At 70.2% G+C, this 16496-nt stretch carries 16 protein-coding genes and 1 pseudogene; 10 read left to right on the forward strand and 7 right to left on the reverse strand.

Annotated elements, in window-relative coordinates:
• Positions 1 to 2 precede the first annotated feature (2 nt).
• The 4 genes and pseudogenes from hsaC to hsaA form a co-directional block, all read right to left on the reverse strand.
• Positions 3 to 905: an iron-dependent extradiol dioxygenase HsaC gene (gene hsaC / locus G6N37_RS17210; RefSeq protein ID WP_163682215.1), complete on the reverse strand. Its 903-nt coding sequence runs from the start codon at positions 903 to 905 to the stop codon at positions 3 to 5.
• Complete coding sequence (gene hsaD / locus G6N37_RS17215; RefSeq protein ID WP_163682217.1) at positions 905 to 1780, reverse strand: 4,5:9,10-diseco-3-hydroxy-5,9,17-trioxoandrosta-1(10),2-diene-4-oate hydrolase; 876 nt, start codon at positions 1778 to 1780, stop codon at positions 905 to 907. Before hsaD ends, hsaC begins: the two co-directional genes overlap by 1 nt.
• A pseudogene (locus G6N37_RS26660) lies at positions 1781 to 1852 on the reverse strand (16S rRNA (guanine(966)-N(2))-methyltransferase RsmD); the annotation flags it as partial.
• A gap of 5 nt (positions 1853 to 1857) precedes the next feature.
• Positions 1858 to 3042, reverse strand: coding sequence for a 3-hydroxy-9,10-secoandrosta-1,3,5(10)-triene-9,17-dione monooxygenase oxygenase subunit (hsaA, locus tag G6N37_RS17220; protein WP_163682220.1), 1185 nt, complete (start codon positions 3040 to 3042; stop codon positions 1858 to 1860).
• A 148-nt stretch (positions 3043 to 3190) separates the two neighbouring features.
• Here hsaA and G6N37_RS17225 point away from each other — a divergent pair, with 148 nt between their 5' ends.
• Both G6N37_RS17225 and G6N37_RS17230 read left to right on the forward strand, forming a co-directional pair.
• On the forward strand, positions 3191 to 4273 hold the full coding sequence (locus G6N37_RS17225; RefSeq protein WP_163682222.1) for a ferredoxin--NADP reductase: 1083 nt from the start codon (positions 3191 to 3193) through the stop codon (positions 4271 to 4273).
• 50 nt (positions 4274 to 4323) lie between these two features.
• Positions 4324 to 4857: a hypothetical protein gene (locus G6N37_RS17230; RefSeq protein WP_163682224.1), complete on the forward strand. Its 534-nt coding sequence runs from the start codon at positions 4324 to 4326 to the stop codon at positions 4855 to 4857.
• 28 nt (positions 4858 to 4885) lie between these two features.
• On the opposite strand, the gene G6N37_RS17235 is transcribed toward G6N37_RS17230, so the two are convergent.
• Positions 4886 to 7009, reverse strand: a complete 2124-nt coding sequence (locus tag G6N37_RS17235) for an acyl-CoA dehydrogenase (RefSeq protein WP_163682226.1) — start codon at positions 7007 to 7009, stop codon at positions 4886 to 4888.
• Between the two features lie 336 nt (positions 7010 to 7345).
• On the opposite strand from G6N37_RS17235, the gene kstR reads away from it, so the two are divergent.
• Positions 7346 to 7945 carry a cholesterol catabolism transcriptional regulator KstR gene (kstR, locus tag G6N37_RS17240; RefSeq protein ID WP_163685138.1) on the forward strand — a complete coding sequence of 200 codons (600 nt, stop codon included), beginning with the start codon at positions 7346 to 7348 and terminating at the stop codon, positions 7943 to 7945.
• A 4-nt stretch (positions 7946 to 7949) separates the two neighbouring features.
• Here kstR and G6N37_RS17245 read toward each other — a convergent pair whose 3' ends face one another.
• Positions 7950 to 9029 (reverse strand): LacI family DNA-binding transcriptional regulator, encoded by a 1080-nt coding sequence (locus tag G6N37_RS17245; RefSeq protein WP_163682227.1) that lies wholly within the window; start codon positions 9027 to 9029, stop codon positions 7950 to 7952.
• Positions 9030 to 9152: 123 nt separating this feature from the next.
• On the opposite strand from G6N37_RS17245, the gene G6N37_RS17250 reads away from it, so the two are divergent.
• From G6N37_RS17250 to G6N37_RS17280, 7 genes are all read left to right on the forward strand, one after another.
• On the forward strand, positions 9153 to 10097 hold the full coding sequence (locus G6N37_RS17250; protein WP_232075059.1) for a metal ABC transporter solute-binding protein, Zn/Mn family: 945 nt from the start codon (positions 9153 to 9155) through the stop codon (positions 10095 to 10097).
• A complete protein-coding gene (locus G6N37_RS17255) occupies positions 10094 to 10918 on the forward strand; it encodes a metal ABC transporter ATP-binding protein (protein WP_163682232.1) in 825 nt (274 codons plus the stop codon). Before G6N37_RS17250 ends, G6N37_RS17255 begins: the two co-directional genes overlap by 4 nt.
• On the forward strand, positions 10915 to 11775 hold the full coding sequence (locus G6N37_RS17260; RefSeq protein WP_179961853.1) for a metal ABC transporter permease: 861 nt from the start codon (positions 10915 to 10917) through the stop codon (positions 11773 to 11775). The genes G6N37_RS17255 and G6N37_RS17260 overlap by 4 nt, the downstream gene beginning before the upstream one ends.
• Positions 11776 to 11812: 37 nt before the next feature.
• The gene (locus tag G6N37_RS17265; protein ID WP_163685143.1) at positions 11813 to 12526 is read left to right on the forward strand and encodes a sensor domain-containing protein; all 714 of its coding nucleotides are present in this window, start codon (positions 11813 to 11815) and stop codon (positions 12524 to 12526) included.
• Between the two features lie 62 nt (positions 12527 to 12588).
• Positions 12589 to 13347 carry a LamB/YcsF family protein gene (locus tag G6N37_RS17270; protein WP_163682234.1) on the forward strand — a complete coding sequence of 253 codons (759 nt, stop codon included), beginning with the start codon at positions 12589 to 12591 and terminating at the stop codon, positions 13345 to 13347.
• Positions 13347 to 14264, forward strand: coding sequence for an MBL fold metallo-hydrolase (locus G6N37_RS17275; protein WP_163682236.1), 918 nt, complete (start codon positions 13347 to 13349; stop codon positions 14262 to 14264). Before G6N37_RS17270 ends, G6N37_RS17275 begins: the two co-directional genes overlap by 1 nt.
• A 16-nt stretch (positions 14265 to 14280) precedes the next feature.
• Positions 14281 to 15522 (forward strand): SLC13 family permease, encoded by a 1242-nt coding sequence (locus G6N37_RS17280; RefSeq protein ID WP_163682238.1) that lies wholly within the window; start codon positions 14281 to 14283, stop codon positions 15520 to 15522.
• Here G6N37_RS17280 and G6N37_RS17285 read toward each other — a convergent pair.
• Entirely contained in the window at positions 15519 to 16493 is a 975-nt protein-coding gene (locus tag G6N37_RS17285; RefSeq protein ID WP_372514696.1) for a glycerophosphodiester phosphodiesterase, read from the reverse strand. The genes G6N37_RS17280 and G6N37_RS17285 overlap by 4 nt on opposite strands.
• Positions 16494 to 16496 lie beyond the last annotated feature (3 nt).

A 16496-nucleotide genomic window follows, 5' to 3' on the forward strand; every position in this document is an offset into this window, starting at 1 on the left:
GACTATCCGCGGGCGCCGACCGTGAAGTCGTGGCCCCACAAACTCACGGCGGTACTCTCCCGGGCGACCCAGTCGTCGTCCTCGACTTGCCTTCCCTCGCAGCCGAATTCGACGTCGAACCCGCTGGGCGTCTTCATGTAGAAAGACAGCATCAGGTCGTTGACGTGCCGGCCCAGCGTGGCCGACATGGGCACCTTGCGGCGCAACGCCCGGTCGAGGCACAGCCCGACGTCGTCGGCGTTCTCGACCTCCATCATCAGGTGCACGATGCCGCTGGGCGTCGGCAGCGGCAGGAAAGCCAGGCTGTGGTGCCGCGGATTGCAACCGAAGAACCGCAGCCAGGCCGGTTCCCCGTCGGCGGGCCGACCGACCACCTGCGGCGGCATCCGCATGGAGTCGCGCAGCTTGAACCCGAGAACGTCCCGGTAGAAGTGCAGGGCCTCGTCGTCGTCGCGGGTGGACAACACCACGTGCCCCAGTCCCTGCTCGCCGGTGACGAACTTGTGCCCGTACGGGCTGACCACGCGGCGGTGCTCGAGCGCGACGCCGTGGAACACCTCCAGGCAGTTGCCGGACGGGTCGGAGAACCGGATCATCTCGGCGACCCGGCGATCCGCCAGTTCGGCGGCGGTGGCCTCCTTGTACGGCACGCCCTCGACGTCGAGCCGGTTCCGGATTTCTTGCAGCCCTTCGGCATTGGCGCACTCCCAGCCGGCCTCCATGAGGTGGTCACGCTCGCCGGGCACGATGACCAGCCGGGCGGGGAAATCGTCCATGCGCAGGTAGAGCGCGCCTTCGGTGCTGCCCTTGCCCTCGACCATGCCGAGCACCTTCAGGCCGAATTCACGCCAGGCCGCCATGTCGGTGGCCTCGATGCGTAGATAGCCCAGCGAACGGATGCTCATCACGCGCCTCCAAGGAAATCCACGGTCAACTTGTTGAACTCGTCGAACTTCTCCACTTGCGCCCAGTGCCCACATTGCCCGAAAACGTGGAGCTGCGCACGCGGAATGGTCTTCAGCGCGACCAGCGCGCCATCGAGCGGGTTGACCCGGTCCTCGCGGCCCCAGATCAGCAGTACGGGCTGGCGCAGCCGGTGCACCTCGCGCCACATCATGCCGAGCTCGAAGTCGGGCCCCGCGAAGGACATTCCCATCGCGCGGGTCGCGGTCAACGATTCCGGCGTGCTGGCCAGCGCGAACCGCTCGTCGATCAGCTCCGGCGTGATCAGCTTCTGGTCGTAGACCATGACGCGCAGGAAGGCCTCGAGGTTCTCCCGGGTCGGTTCGGCGGAGAACCTCCCCAGCCGCTTGACGCCCTCGGTCGGATCCGGGGCGAACAGGTTGATGCTCAGCCCGCCGGGTCCCATCAACACGAGCCGGCCGGCCCGGTCCGGATAGTCGAGGGCGAATCGGACCGCGGTGCCCCCGCCCAGCGAATTACCCACCAGCGGAACGCGTCCCAGCCCGAGCTGGTCGAAGAGGCCCTTGAGCGCGCGGGCGGCGTAGTGGTTGAACTGCCCGTGCTCGGCACGCTTGTCGGACAGCCCGTAGCCGGGCTGATCGACGGCCAGCACATGAAACCGCTGCGCGAGCACCGGGATGTTGCGCGAGAAGTTCGTCCAGCTCGCCGCGCCCGGGCCGCCGCCGTGCAACAGCACCACGGTGTGGTCGTTGCCGACCCCGGCCTCGTGGTAGTGCAGCTTGAGCGGTCCGTCGACATCGACCTCGACGAAGCGCGAGGTCGACTCGAACGTCAACTCCCCCGTTGTCGCCGTCATTCAGCGCCGCTCCTCCTCATCGCTTCGTCCCCCGCAAGCGGGTGGTGCCCCCACTGCATCGTCGCCGGCGCGCATGGCTAGACCATGGTGTCGCCGGGCGGCAACCCGAACTCGTTGTTCCCGAAGATCTGGTAGGCCCGCTCGGGATCGTTGGCCGCGTGCACCCGGCCGGCGTGTGCGTCGCGCCAGAACCGTTGCACCGGTTGGTCATTGCCCAGTGCGGTGGCGCCGGACGCCTCGAACAGCCGATCGATGGACGCGATCGCGCGCCCGGTTGCCCGCACCTGGTCGCGACGGGCACGGGCGCGCAGTTCGAACGGGATCTCCTTGCCGGCGGACAACAACGCGTACTCGTCGGCGACGTTGCCGCTCAACTGGCGCCACGCCGCGTCGATGTCGCTGGCCGCCTCGGCGATGCGCACCTTGGCGAACGGGTCGTCCTTGGCCTTCTCCCCGGCGAACGCCGCGCGTACGCGCTTGCCCTGGTGCTCCACGTGCGCGTCGTACGCCCCGTAGGCCATGCCGACGATCGGCGCCGAGATGGTGGTGGGGTGCATTGTGCCCCAAGGCATCTTGTAGACCGGGGCCGAGTTTGTCTGGTACCCGCCCGCGGTGCCGTCGTTCATCGCCTTGTACGACAGGAACCGGTGCCGCGGCACGAAGACGTCCTTGACGACCACGGTGTTGCTGCCGGTGCCGCGCAGGCCGACGACGTGCCACACGTCGTCGATGCGGTACTCGGTGCGCGGGATCAGGAAGCTGCCGAAGTCGACCGGACGGCCGTCCTTGATCACCGGGCCGCCGAGGAAGGCCCAGGTGGCGTGGTCACATCCCGACGACCAGTTCCAGGAACCGTTGACCAGATATCCCCCGTCGGTGACCACGCCGGCGCCCATCGGCGCGTACGACGAGGAGACCCGCACGTTCGGGTCGTCGCCCCAGACTTCCTCCTGGGCCTGCTGGTCGAACAACGCCAGATGCCAGTTGTGCACGCCGATGATGGAACTCACCCAGCCGGTGGAACCGCACGCGCTGGCCAGCCGCCGCACCGCCTCGTAGAACAGCGTCGGGTCGCATTGCAGTCCACCCCATTGTTCGGGCTGCAGCAGGGTGAAGAAGCCGATGTCCTGGAGATCCTGAACGGTCTCGTCGGGCAGCCGCCGCAAATCCTCCGTCGCCTGAGCGCGCTCCCGAATCCGTGGCAGCAGATCATCGATGTCAGCCAGAACCGACTGCGCGTCACGCTGTTGAATGGACGTCACTTAAGTTTGCCTCCTGAGAGTGCGGACTTACACCAGAGACTAGAACACGTTCCGATTCGTGTCGAGCAGGGTATTCCTGCGGCTGGTAGCGATACGAATCCGCTTTTCTGTAACATGTTCTAGTTGCAACCGAGAGGGAGGATGGGCCTTGGCCGAGGCCAATCTCGACGAGCCGCTCGGCGACCACGTCCTGGAACTGCAGATCGCCGAGGTCGTCGCAGAAACCGACGACGCGCGGTCGCTGGTGTTCGCGGTGCCCGACGATCCGGGTGACCCCGACATCCCGCCCGAACGGCTGCGCTACGCGCCGGGGCAGTTCTTGACGCTGCGCGTCCCCAGCGAGCGCACCGGCTCGGTGGCCCGCTGCTACTCGCTGTGCAGCTCGCCGTTCACCGACGACGCGCTGACCGTCACGGTCAAGCGGACCGCGGGCGGGTACGCGTCGAACTGGCTGTGCGAGCACGCGCGGGCGGGCATGCGGATCCACGTGCTGGCCCCGTCGGGCAACTTCGTGCCGAAGACGCTCGACGACGACTTCCTACTGCTGGCCGCGGGCAGCGGGATCACCCCGATCATGTCGATCGCCAAGTCGGCCCTCGCCGAGGGCGGCGGCCAGGTGACGCTGCTGTACGCGAATCGCGACGAGAAGTCGGTGATCTTCTCCGGTGCGCTGCGCGACCTGTCCGCCAAGTATCCCGACCGGCTCACGGTGGTGCACTGGCTGGAATCGCTGCAGGGGATGCCGAGCGTCGCCGCGCTGGCGAAGCTCGCCGCCCCCTATACCGATCGGCCGGTGTACATCTGCGGGCCCGGCCCCTTCATGAACGCGGCCCGCGACGCGCTGGAGTCGCTGAAAGTGCCTGCGGCGCAAGTGCATATCGAGGTGTTCAAGTCGCTGGACTCCGATCCGTTCGCGGCGGTGAAGATCGACGACACCGCCCCGGGCGACGCGCCGCCGGCCACCGCCGTGGTGCAGCTGGACGGTGAGACCCACACCGTGTCGTGGCCGCGGAATGCCAAGCTGCTCGACGTGCTGCTGGCGAAGGGCCTCGACGCGCCGTTCTCCTGCCGCGAGGGCCACTGCGGCGCGTGTGCGTGCACCCTGCGCAGCGGCAAGGTCAGCATGGAGGTCAACGACGTGCTCGAACAGCAGGACCTCGACGACGGCCTCATCCTGGCCTGTCAATCTCACCCCGAATCTGATTCGGTAGAAGTCACCTACGACGAATAGTCGCGGGGCTAGGTTCACCCGTAGGGTCGGCGAACCGAAAGGGGAGCAGCATGAAGCGGCTGATTGCCGGGTTTGCGGTCGTCGGATCGGCGCTGGCGTTGCTGCCCGGCCCGGTCGCCGGCGCGGCCAGCAACACCGCCACCACGGTGTTCCCGCTGGACGGCCCCAACCAGCTGGAGACGCGTACCGTCCTCAACTGCTTCAAGTCCGACGGCCACTGCGACTTCACCGCCGGGGCGGACATGCTGACGCCCGACGGGCCGACCGGGTTTCCGCCCGGCCTGTGGGCCCGCCAGACCACGGAGATCCGGTCGTCGAACCGGCTGGCCTACCTGGACGCGCACGCCACCGGCCAGTACGAGCGCGTGATGAAATCGATGGGGTCCGACGAGATCACCACGGTCTACTTCGGGGAGGGGCCGCCGGACAAGTACCAGACGACCGGCCGCATCGACTCCACGGATTGGCAGACGGGCCAGCCGAAGACCGACAACAACGTCATTGTCTGCACCCACATCCAGGTGGTCTATCCCGGGGTCAACATCACCTCGCCCAGCACCTGCGCCCAGACCACGTTCTCCTAGAGCCGTTGGCGGGCCGGCGATTTCGCCGTTAGCGCGGTAGGCCGAGGAGCCGCTCGGCGGCCACGGTGAGCAGGATCTGCTCGGTGCCGCCGGCGATGGTGAGGCAGCGGGTGTTCAGGAAGTCATAGACCGCGTGGTTGCGGACCAGACCGCCGCCCTCCGAGACGTCCATCATGTATTCGGCCAGCGCCTGCCGGTAACGCACCCCGATGAGCTTGCGCACGCTGGACTGCGCACCCGGGTCCTGCCCGCCCACGGCGAGCTGGGCGATCCGCTGATCCAGCAGCGCGCCGGTCTGGGCGATGACGATCAACCGGCCGAGCCGATCCTGCTGCGCGGCGTCGAGGTCGAGCTTCCCCAGCACCTTGAGCAACTCCTCCATCGGGTTGCCCAGCGCGGTGCCGGTGGCCATCGCGATGCGCTCGTTGGCCAGCGTGGTCCGGGCCAGCCGCCAGCCGTCGTTCACCGCGCCGACCACCAGCTCGTCGGGGACGAACACGTTGTCCAGGAAGACCTCGTTGAACAGCGAGTCGCCGGTGATCTCGCGCAGCGGGCGGATCTCGATGCCCGGCGCCTGCATGTCCACCAGGAAGTACGTGATGCCCTTGTGCTTGGGTGCGTCGGGATCGGTGCGCGCCAGGCACACGCCCCACCGCGCCTTGTGCGCCGCCGACGTCCAGACCTTCTGCCCGGTGAGCAGCCAGCCCCCGTCACCCCGCACCGCCTTGGTGCGCAGCGACGCCAGGTCCGATCCGGCTCCCGGCTCGGAAAACAGCTGGCACCAAAGGAATTCGCCACGCAGGGTGCCCGGCACGAAACGCTCGATCTGCTCCGGCGTGCCGTGCTCGAGGATGGTCGGCGCCGCCCACCAGCCGATCACCAGGTCCGGGCGGACCACGCCGGCCGCCGCCATCTCCTGATCGATGAGCAGCTGTTCGGCCGGTGACGCGGCACGCCCGTACGGCGCGGGCCAGTGCGGCGCCTGCAGCCCGGCCTCGGCCAGCGCCGCCTGGCGCTCGTCCTCGGGCAGCGCGGCGATCCCGGCGACGGCCGCGGCGATCTGCGCGCGCTGGCCCTCGGCATCGGTGAGGTCGATACCCAGGCGCCGCCGCACACCGGCCTGGGTCAGCTCGGTGACGCGGCGCAACCAGCGCTCGGCGCCGCCGAGGAAGCGGCCGATGGCGTGCGCCCGGCGCAGGTACAGGTGCGCGTCGTGCTCCCAGGTGCAGCCGATGCCGCCGAGCACCTGGATGCAGTCCTTGACGTTGGCCTTGGCGGCCGCGATGCCGATGCTCGCGGCGAGGGCCGCCGCGATGGAGAACTGGTCCGGCTCGGACTCCGCCGCGGCGCGCGCGGCGTCGGCGGCGGCCACCTCGGCCTGCTCGGCGCGGCACAACATCTCCGCGCACAGGTGCTTGACGGCCTGGAAGCTGCCGATCGGCTTGCCGAACTGCTCGCGCACCTTGGCGTAGTCGACGGCGGTATCCAGTGACCACCGGGTCACGCCGGCCGCCTCGGCCGCCAGCACGGTCGCCGCCAGTTCCTCGACGCGTTGACGGGATTCCGGCACGACCGTGGCCGGAGCGGACGTGAGGACCACCCTGGCCAGCGGCCGGGAGAAGTCGGTGGCCTCCAGCGGCTCGATGTGCACGCCCTGCGAGGCGGTGTCGACCAGCAGCCACTTCCCGTCGGCGGGCAGCAACAGGACGCCGCCCTCGGCGGCGCCCAGCACCAGGGGCAGGACACCCGACGCGCCCGACGTTTCGCCGTCGAACTGGGCGGCACCCTCGAGCGCCAGGCCCGCGAAGCGTTCCCCGGCGGCCAGTTGCGCCAACAGGTCGGGGTCGGTGACGACGAGCGTGGCCAGCGCCGTGGTCGCGACCGGCCCGGGAACCAGCGCCTTGGCGGCTTCCTCGACCATCGCGCACAGGTCCTCGACGCTGCCACCGGCCCCGCCGTGCTCCTCCGGGATCGCGACGCCGAAGATGCCCAGCTCGGCCAGGCGGGCGAACACCGGGCGCCACGCGTCCGCGTCACCCCGCTCGACCTCGCGGATCGCCGTCGTCCCGCCGGGCCCCGACGTCGAATTGCGGGCCCAGTCGCGCACCAGGGCGCGCGCGGCGAACTGCTCGTCTGTGACGGTCGCTACCACCCTGGGGACCTCCGCGTCCTTCGATTCGGCGTGATGAGGGGCCTATGACCCCTAGCTCTCGATTGTCCTGCCTGCCTCGGGTCGCTGCGCAACCCGCCTCCTCGCAGACTAGAACGTGTTCTAATAGTGCCAGCGATCGACCGTCAAGTCGAACGCCATCGCAGCAGCACACGCGGCTGTCCCGGCGGTACGGAGGTGGGAAATTCACACTCAGCATGCGTATCGTTTGCAAGCGAGCCGCCAGGAACAGGAGCAACCCAGCAGATGCCCTCCAGCGCCAACTCGAAGGTCACCTCGAGCCACGCTTCGGACTCGCAGCCGCGCGAGGTCATGAACGTGGCGGTATTGGCCGAGTCCGAACTCGGCTCCGAGGCACAGCGGGAACGGCGCAAGCGCATCCTGGACGCCACCATGGCCATCGCGTCCAAGGGCGGCTATGAGGCGGTCCAGATGCGCGCCGTCGCGGACCGGGCCGACGTGGCGGTGGGCACGCTGTACCGGTATTTCCCGTCGAAGGTGCACCTGCTGGTGTCGGCCCTGGGCCGCGAATTCAGCCGCATCGACGCCAAGACCGACCGCTCGTCGGTCGCCGGGGGCACGCCGTTTCAGCGGCTGAACTTCATGGTCGGCAAGCTCAACCGGGCGATGCAGCGCAATCCCCTGCTCACCGAGGCGATGACGCGTGCCTACGTCTTCGCCGACGCCTCCGCGGCCAGCGAGGTCGACCAGGTCGAGAAGCTCATCGATTCGATGTTCGCCCGGGCCATGGCCGACGGCGAACCGACCGAGGACCAGTACCACATCGCCCGGGTGATCTCCGACGTCTGGCTGTCCAACCTGCTCGCCTGGCTCACCCGGCGCGCCTCGGCGACCGACGTCAGCAAGCGACTGGACCTGGCCGTGCGGCTGTTGATCGGGGACACCGAAGGCAAGTAACCCGCTAGGCGGGCGGGCCGGCGGTACGGCCCCGGATCAGCTCGGTGCCCAAGACCTCGACCACCGGCAGGCCCGACCGCGGCGGACTCAACAACAGCTCACCCGCCCGGCGACCCTTCTGCAGGCTGGGCTGCGACACCGTGGTCAACCCCCGTCCGATCGCGTCGGGCACGCCGTCGAACCCGGTGACGGTCATCTGCCCGGGAACGTAAATGCCATGCGCGCGAAGGTAATCCATGGCGGACAGGGCCAATATGTCCGCCGTGCACATCAGCGCGGTGATCCGCGGATTGGCCTCCAGCGCCGCCTTGGCGGCGGTTCCACCGGACTCCGGCCGGTGCTCGTAGCTCTCCACCACGGTCAGCGCGTCGCGGTCGACGCCGGCGGCCGTCATCGCCTCCCACACCCCGGCGATGCGTTCGCGCTGGACGTCGAACGCCGGCGACCGCAACCGGTCGGCGTCCACCAGCCCTTGCCTGCGATCGCGGCCCAGCCGCATGGTCAGCAGCCCGATCTCGCGATGCCCGAGCCCGAGCACGTAGTCCGCCAGTTCGCGCATCGCGGCCCGGTCGTCGATGCCGACCCGGGACACGCCGGAGAGCCCCTTCGGCTGGTCGACGACCACGACCGGCAACCGGCGCTGCAGGACGACCTGCAGGTAGGGGTCCTCCTCGCAGACCGAATACACCACGAAGCCGTCCACGCCGGCGCCGAGCACCGCGCCCGTCCCGTCCTCGATGCTGCGGCCGGGCCCGACGGCCACCAGCAGCAGTCCCTGCCCCAGCTCTTCGCAGGACTGGGCGACGCCCGCGACGAAATCGCGGGCCGCGGGGTCGCTGAAGAAGTAGGTCAGCGGTTCGGCCATCACCAGCCCGACCGCACCCGCCTTGCGGGTGCGCAGGGACCGCGCGAGCGGGTCGGGACCCGGGTAGCCCAGCCGCTTGGCCGTCGCAAGCACGCGTTCGCGTAGGTCGGCGGAGAGCTGGTCCGGCCGGTTGAAGGCGTTGGAGATCGTGGTGCGCGAAACCTTCAGTTCGTCGGCCAGCGATGCCAGAGTCGCTCGCCGGCGCGATGCGGGACTCACATTCGGTGACGCTACAGCGAATCCGGCTGCGCGCACGCGTCCGCCGCCACTGGTCACTTTGTAATGGAAACGATTTTCATTAGTATTATGTGCGGCCGGCCGGCCAGCGAGAGGAATTCGGACGTGCGCATGGCGCTCAAGCGGGGACGAAGCGCGGTGGGCGATACGCTGCGCTGGCTGCCCGCCGTGCTGGTCCTGCTGGCCGGCGGCGCGCTCACCGGTTGCGCCGGCCCGGCGCATCCGCACGCCGCCGCGGTCGTGGCCTCCACCGGCGTGTGGGGCAGCGTGGCGCGCGCCGTCACCGGCGGTCACGTCGAGGTGAACTCGATCCTGACCGGGAGTGACATCGACCCGCACTCCTACCAGGCCAGCCCCTCGGACGCCGCCGCCATCACCGACGCCGGCCTGGTCGTGTACAACGGCGGCGGCTACGACCCGTGGGTCGAGCAGGTGCTGGCCGGGCATCCCGGCGTCAAAGCGATCGGCGCCTACTCGTTCCTCAAGAGAACCACCGTGGGAGGGCAGCCCGCCAACGAGCACGTCTTCTACGACCTCGACGTCGCCAAGTCGGTCGCCTTGGCCATCGCCGACCGGGTGGCCGTCATCGACCCGGCCCATGCCGCCGACTACCGGGCCAACGCCGCCGGGTTCTGCCGCGACGCCGACGCGGTCGCCATCACCGAACACGCCATCGCCACCGCCTACCCCGGCACCCCGGTCGTCGCGACCGAACCGGTGGGCCACTACCTGCTGGCGGCGTCCGGACTGGTCAACCGCACGCCGCCCGCCTTCACCGCGGCCAACGAGAACGCGACGGACCCCGCACCGGCCGACATGGCGTTCGTCCTCGATCTGATCGACCACCGTCAGGTGTCGGCGCTGCTGGTCAACCCGCAGACGTCCACCGTCGCGATCAACGGGTTGCGGGATGCCGCGCGGCGCTCGGGTGTGCCGGTGACCGAGGTGAGCGAAACCCTGCCCGACGGAACCGATTACCTGACCTGGCAGCGCAGCACGGTCAACCAGCTGCTGGCCGCCCTGCAGTCGGGCCGGTCCGTACAGCCGTGAGCCTCGACGCGGCCCCGGCCGTCGACCCCTACCCGGACACCGTCTCGCTGCGCGGTGCCCGGCTGGCGTTCGGCGACCGCCTGCTGTGGGACCACCTCGACCTGTCGGTGTCGCGCGGCGAGTTCATCGCGGTCCTGGGCCCCAACGGCAGCGGCAAGACGTCGCTGCTCAAGGTGCTGCTCGGGCAGCTGTCGCTGTCCGGCGGTGTCGCCCTGATCGACGGCAAGCCGATGAACTCGGGCAGCGGCCGCGTCGGCTACGTGCCGCAACACCGGCCGATGGACCACGACGTGATGCTTCGCGGACGCGACCTGGTCCGGCTGGGCATCGACGGACACCGCTGGGGCGCCATCCCGCTGACATCCGCCGGCCGGGCCCGCCGCCGCGCGGCCGTGGCCGACGCGCTGCGCCAGGTCAACGCCGAACACCTGGCAGACGTGCGGGTGGGTGTGATGTCGGGCGGCGAGCTGCAGCGCATGCGCATCGCGCAGGCTTTGGTCAGTGACCCGATGCTGCTGCTGTGCGACGAGCCGCTGCTGGCACTGGACCCGGCGAACGCGAAGCTGGTGTCGGCGCTGATCGAGCGCCGCCGCCGGGACGCCGCGACCACCGTCATCGTCGTCACCCACGACGTCAACGCGATCCTGCCGTACGTGGACCGGCTGGTGTATCTGGTCGACGGACGGTTCCGGATCGGCACCGTCGAAGAGGTGATGACGACGGAGACGCTCTCCCTGCTGTACCGGGCCGACATCCAGGTGGTCAAGGTCAAGGACCGCTACGTGGTGGTGGGCGACACCAACGACGGTGCCCACCCGTGAACCACCGGCTCACCGACGTCCTGGCCCACCTGCTCGACTTCGACGTCACCGCCCACCTGCTCGGGCATGACTTCGTGCGGCAAGCGCTGCTCGCCGCCGCGCTGCTGGGACTGGTGGCCGGGTTGATCGGGCCGTTCATCGTGATGCGTCAGATGTCGTTCGCCGTGCACGGCTCCAGCGAATTGTCTTTGACCGGAGCGGCTTTCGCGCTGCTGGTCGGCGTCGAGGTGGGAGTGGGGGCGCTGGTCGGCAGCGCGCTGGCGGCCGCGCTGTTCGGCGTCCTGGGGCGGCGGGCCCGCGAACGCGATTCGGTGATCGGCGTGGTGCTGGCCTTCGGGCTGGGCCTGGCGGTGCTGTTCATCTACCTCTACCCGGGCCGGACCGCGACCAGCTTCGCCTTGCTCACCGGCCAGATCGTCGGCGTCGGCTATACCGGGCTGACCATGCTGGCGCTGGTGTGCCTGCTCGTCATCGCCGTGCTGGCCACCTGTTACCGACCGCTGCTGTTCGCCACGGTCGATCCGGATGTCGCCGCGGCCCGCGGCGTGCCCGTCCGCGCGCTGGGCATCGTGTTCGCCGCGCTCGTCGGAGTGGTGGCCGCCCAGGCCGTGCAGATCGTCGGGGCGCTGCTGGTGATGTCGTTGCTGATCACCCCGGCCGCCGCGGCCGCCCGAGTGGTGGCCTCGCCTGCGGCGGCGATGGTGGTCTCGGTCCTCTTCGCCGAGGTTTCCGCCGTCGGCGGCATCGTGCTGTCGCTGGCGCCCGGTGTCCCGGTGTCGGTCTTCGTCGCAGGAATTTCGTTCCTGATCTATCTGGTCTGCTGGGCGCTGGGGCGCCGGAAGCAAGTCGCCGCCTAAGCTTGTCGGCACAGACGGGCCCCGCGTCCGAAAGGCTCTGGTGCGTAGGCAATTCCCGGTCCTCCCGCTGGCGGCGCTGTGCGCCCTGACGGCCGGCTGCACCACCGTCGTCGGCGGTAGCCCCGCGCCCGCGGACACCCGCGGTCCGTTGCCGCAGGCCCCGGTGGCCGTCACCGCCCTGGACGCGCTGCTGCTCGACGCCGGGAAGATCAACGACATCCTGGGTGCGGGAATGCGGGTCCGGTATCGCACGCAGGAGATGTGGGACTCGAGCCAGACGTTCAGCGAGACGAGCTGCTTGGCGATGGCCGGGCCCGCCCAGCGCATCGTCTATGCCGACACCGGCTGGACCGCGGTCCGCGGCGAGCGACTGGACGACAGCTTCGACGACCCCAAAGTGCGCAACGACTCCGTCAACCAGGCCGTGATCGCCTACCCCGCGGCCCGCCAGGCCAACACGTTCTACGACGCCTCGGTCCGGAGGTGGTCCGCCTGTGCCAACCGCCGCTACGTCGACCATGCGCCCGGCCAGCCCGAGATCGCGTGGGCGGTGGCCGATGCCCACCAGGTCGGCGGCACGCTCAGCACGTCTGAAGAGCAGGAAGGCAGCGCGGACGACTGGCGGTGCCAGCGCGCGCTGACCGTGCGCAACAACATCGTCATCGATGTGGCCGCCTGCGGCTCCTTCCTGCCCGGTGGGGCCGCCGTCGACGTGGCCCAACAGATCGCGGCGGCGGTCGTCACTCGGTAGCGACGGGGAAGAAGACGAGCGCCCCTCCGGATGGCGCTGGCGTCGCCCCATAAGCTGGGCGGGTGGCCCGTATCGACCTCAACGCCGACCTGGGCGAGGGCTTCGGCGTCTGGCGCCTCGGGGATGACGACGCGATGCTGGGGATCGTCACCAGCGCCAACGTGGCGTGCGGATTCCACGCCGGGGATCCCGCCGGCCTGCTGCGGGTCTGCCGGTCGGCCGCCGAGCGCGGCGTGCGGATCGGCGCGCAGGTGAGCTATCGCGACCTGGCCGGGTTCGGCAGGCGATTCATCGACGTCGCCGCCGACGACCTCGCCGCCGACGTGGCGTATCAGATCGGCGCGCTGCAGGCGATCGCGCGCGCGTCGGGTTCCGCGGTGTCCTACGTCAAACCCCATGGCGCGCTGTACAACACGATCGTGACCCACCGCGATCAGGCGGCCGCGGTGGCCGAAGCGGTCCGGATGGTGGACCCGGCGCTGCCGGTGCTGGGCATGGCGGGCTCGGTGTTTTTCGACGAGGCCGCGCGCCGGGGCCTGCGCACGGTGGCCGAGGCCTTCGCCGACCGTGCCTACCGGGCGGACGGCCAGTTGGTGTCTCGCCGCGAACCCGGTGCGGTGCTGCACGACCCGGCGGCGATCGCCGAGCGGGTGGTGGGCATGGTGACCTCGGGCCGGGTCGGTGCCGTCGACGGCACGTCGATCGCCGTTCGCGTGGAATCCGTTTGCGTGCACGGTGATTCACCCGACGCGGTGCAGATCGCCACCGCGGTCCGCGACCGGCTCGAGGCGGCCGGCGTCGAGATCGGGGCGTTCGGCTGATGCGGCTGAAACTCGGCCGGCCCGACATCGGACGGTACGCGGATCGGTTCGACGCGCCCGCCGCCGAGCCCGGGTCGCCGTCGGTGACGTGGATGGGTGTGGCGACGCTGCTCGTCGACGACGGGTCCTCGGCCCTGCTGACCGACGGCTACTTCTCCCGGCCGAGCCTGGCGCGGGTGGCCGCCGGCCGGGTGGCGCCGTCGCCGGCCCGCGTGGACGGCTGCCTGGCCCGGGCTAAGGTGTCCCGGCTGGAGGCCGTGATTGCGGTGCACACCCATATCGACCACGCGCTGGATTCCGCGCTGGTCGCCGACCGCACCGGCGCCCGGCTGGTCGGCGGCCGCTCGGCGGCCAACGTCGGACGCGGGCACGGGCTGCCCGAGGACCGCCTCGTGGTCGCCGTCGGCGGCGAGCCGATCACGTTGGGCCCCTACGACGTGACGCTGGTGGAGTCGCATCACTGCCCCCCGGACCGGTTTCCCGGCACGATCGACGCGCCGCTGACCCCGCCGGTCAGGGCGTCCGCCTACCGCTGCGGGGAGGCCTGGTCGACGCTGGTGCACCACCGGCCGACGGGACAGCGCCTGCTGATCCAGGGCAGCGCCGGTTTCGTCGAGGGCGCGCTCGCCGGCCGGCGCGCCGATGCGGTCTATCTGTCGGTCGGGCAGCTGGGGCTGCAGCCCAGCTCGTACGTGACCGACTACTGGGCCCAGACCGTGCGCGCGGTCGGGGCGCGCCGGGTGATCCTCATTCACTGGGACGACTTCTTCCGGCCGCTGTCAAAACCGCTGCGCGCCCTGCCCTACGCGGGCGACGACTTGGACGTGTCCATCCGCCGCCTCGACGAGTTGGCCGCTGCCGACGGTGTCGCGCTGCACCTTCCGACGGTGTGGCGGCGCGAGAACCCCTGGGCGTGAAGCGGTCTCAGAAACCTTGACCCTAACCCTCGCCCTGGTGCTGCTCGCTGCCGTCCTGGCCTTCGCCGTCGTGCGTCCGAGGGGTCTGCCGGAGGCGGTGGCGGCGATTCCCGCGGCGTTCATCCTGATCGCGGTCGGCGCGATATCGGTGCGCCAGGCGGCCGACGAGGTGGCCGGGCTGTCGGGCGTGGTCGGGTTCCTGGGCGCGGTGCTGGTGCTGGCCAAGCTGTGCGACGACGAGGGCCTGTTCGAGGCGGCCGGTGCGGCGATCGCGCGCGGCCGCGTCGGCTCGGGTGGCCTGCTTCGGCGGGTGTTCGTCATCGCCTCCCTGATCACCGCCGTGCTGAGCCTGGACACCGCGGTGGTGTTGCTGACCCCGGTGGTGCTGGCCGCCGTCCGCCGGCTGCGAACCCCGGTGCGGCCGTACGCCTATGCCACCGCGCATTTGGCCAACGGCGCCTCCCTGCTGCTGCCGGTGTCGAACCTGACCAACCTGCTGGCGTTTCACACCGCCGGCCTCTCGTTCACACGGTTCACCCTGTTGATGGCCTTGCCGTGGGTGGGCGCGGTGGTCACGCTGTATGCGGTATTCCGCTGGTTCTTCGCCGGTGACCTGCGGGTGCAGCCGCACCCGGAGGAACCCGGGCCGGCGCCGCGGCCCCCGGTGTTCGTGCTGGTGGTGGTGGGGCTGACGCTGGCCGGGTTCGCGGTGGCCCAGTCCATCGGGGTGGCCCCGGCCTGGGTGGCGCTCGCCGGTGCCGCCGCGCTGGCCGTTCGCAGCCTGAACCGGGGAAACACCTCGGTGGCCGACATCGCGCGGTCGGCGCACGTGTCGTTCCTGGTGTTCGTGCTCGCGCTGGGCGTCGTCGTGCGGGCCGTCATGCTCGGCGGCGTGGACAGGGCGATGTCGGCGGTGCTGCCGTCCGGTTCGGCACTGCCCGCGCTGCTCGCCATCGCCGCGGTGGCCGCGGTGCTGGCCAACGTCGTGAACAACCTGCCCGCCACCCTGGTGCTGCTGCCGCTGGTCGCGCCGAGCGGACCGGTCGCCGTCCTGGCCGTCCTGCTCGGGGTGAACATCGGACCGAACCTGACCTACGTCGGTTCGCTGTCGAACCTGTTGTGGCGGCGCGTGCTTCGCCAGCACGACGTCGATGCCGGGGTCGGGGAATACACCCGACTCGGGCTGTGCACCGTGCCCCTGTCGCTGGTGGTCGCGGTGGTCGCGCTGTGGGCGTCGGCGCGCCTGCTCGGCGCCTAACCGCGGTGGTAGGCCGGCGGCAGCGGCATGCCGAGCTGCGCCAGGACGCCCCGCAGCAGGGTCGGGTAGTCGGTGATGATGCCGTCGACGCCGTCGGCGATCTGTTCGCGCATGGCGGCCACGTCGTCGACCGTCCACGGGATTACCTTGAGTCCCAACGAATGCGCGTGGTCGACATAGGGCGCGCCGGTGACCAGCTGGTAGCGGGGCGAGACGATGTCCGCGCCCGCCGATTTCGCCCCGATCATCGGGTCGCCGATCAGGGCGGGGTCTTCACCGGCCAGCCACGGCGATCCCGGTACCCAGGTGTCCTCGTTGTACAACGCCACCAACGGAATCGAGGGCTCGTCCCGGCGCACCATCGGCAGGGTCCGCCAGTCGAAGCTCTGGATCTCCACCCGGTCGACCTTGCCGGCCGACCTGACCGCCGCCAGGATCACGTCGACGAACTGCTGCGGGTCGGCCGACGTGCCGGGCATGTCGGCCGCCACCTTCGTCTCGATGTTGTAGCGCACGGCGGCACGGTAGGAATCGGCGAGGGCGAACACCTCCGGCAGGATGGCTATCTTGTTGCCCCGCACCACTTCGGCATCGGGGAATTCGGCCAGGCGCCGTCCGCAGTCGAGGGTGCGGATTTGTGCCAGGGTGAGCTCGTGCACCAACTTGCCCACGTAGGGATACTGCGGATCGCCGGCGAACGCGGGCGCGGTGTCGGCGCATTTCTCCGCGTCGATCGTCGGGTCGTGCCACACCAGCGGTTGCCCGTCTCTGGTGATGTTGATGTCGAGTTCGAGTGTGTCGACGCCCAATTCGATGGATTTCGCGAACGCCCGCAACGACTCCTCGGTGGTCTCGCCGCGCCCCCCGCGGTGAGCCTGCAGGTCGAATTCGGGCGTCCTGGCGCCGGCCGGGGGCGCAAGCGCAACAAGGAGGGCCAGCGCGGCGCCGAAACGCGCGAGCCGGCGACGCACCGC

Source organism: Mycobacterium seoulense (assembly GCF_010731595.1).
Classification (GTDB): Bacteria; Actinomycetota; Actinomycetes; order Mycobacteriales; family Mycobacteriaceae; genus Mycobacterium; species Mycobacterium seoulense.

Excerpts from the sequence above, each read along its gene's own strand:
- hsaC (WP_163682215.1), bottom strand. The coding sequence starts at position 905 with ATGAGCATCCGTTCGCTGGGCTATCTACGCATCGAGGCCACCGACATG.
- hsaD (WP_163682217.1), bottom strand. The coding sequence starts at position 1,780 with ATGACGGCGACAACGGGGGAGTTGACGTTCGAGTCGACCTCGCGCTTC.
- G6N37_RS17230 (WP_163682224.1), top strand. The coding sequence starts at position 4,324 with ATGAAGCGGCTGATTGCCGGGTTTGCGGTCGTCGGATCGGCGCTGGCG.
- G6N37_RS17275 (WP_163682236.1), top strand. The coding sequence starts at position 13,347 with ATGCGGCTGAAACTCGGCCGGCCCGACATCGGACGGTACGCGGATCGG.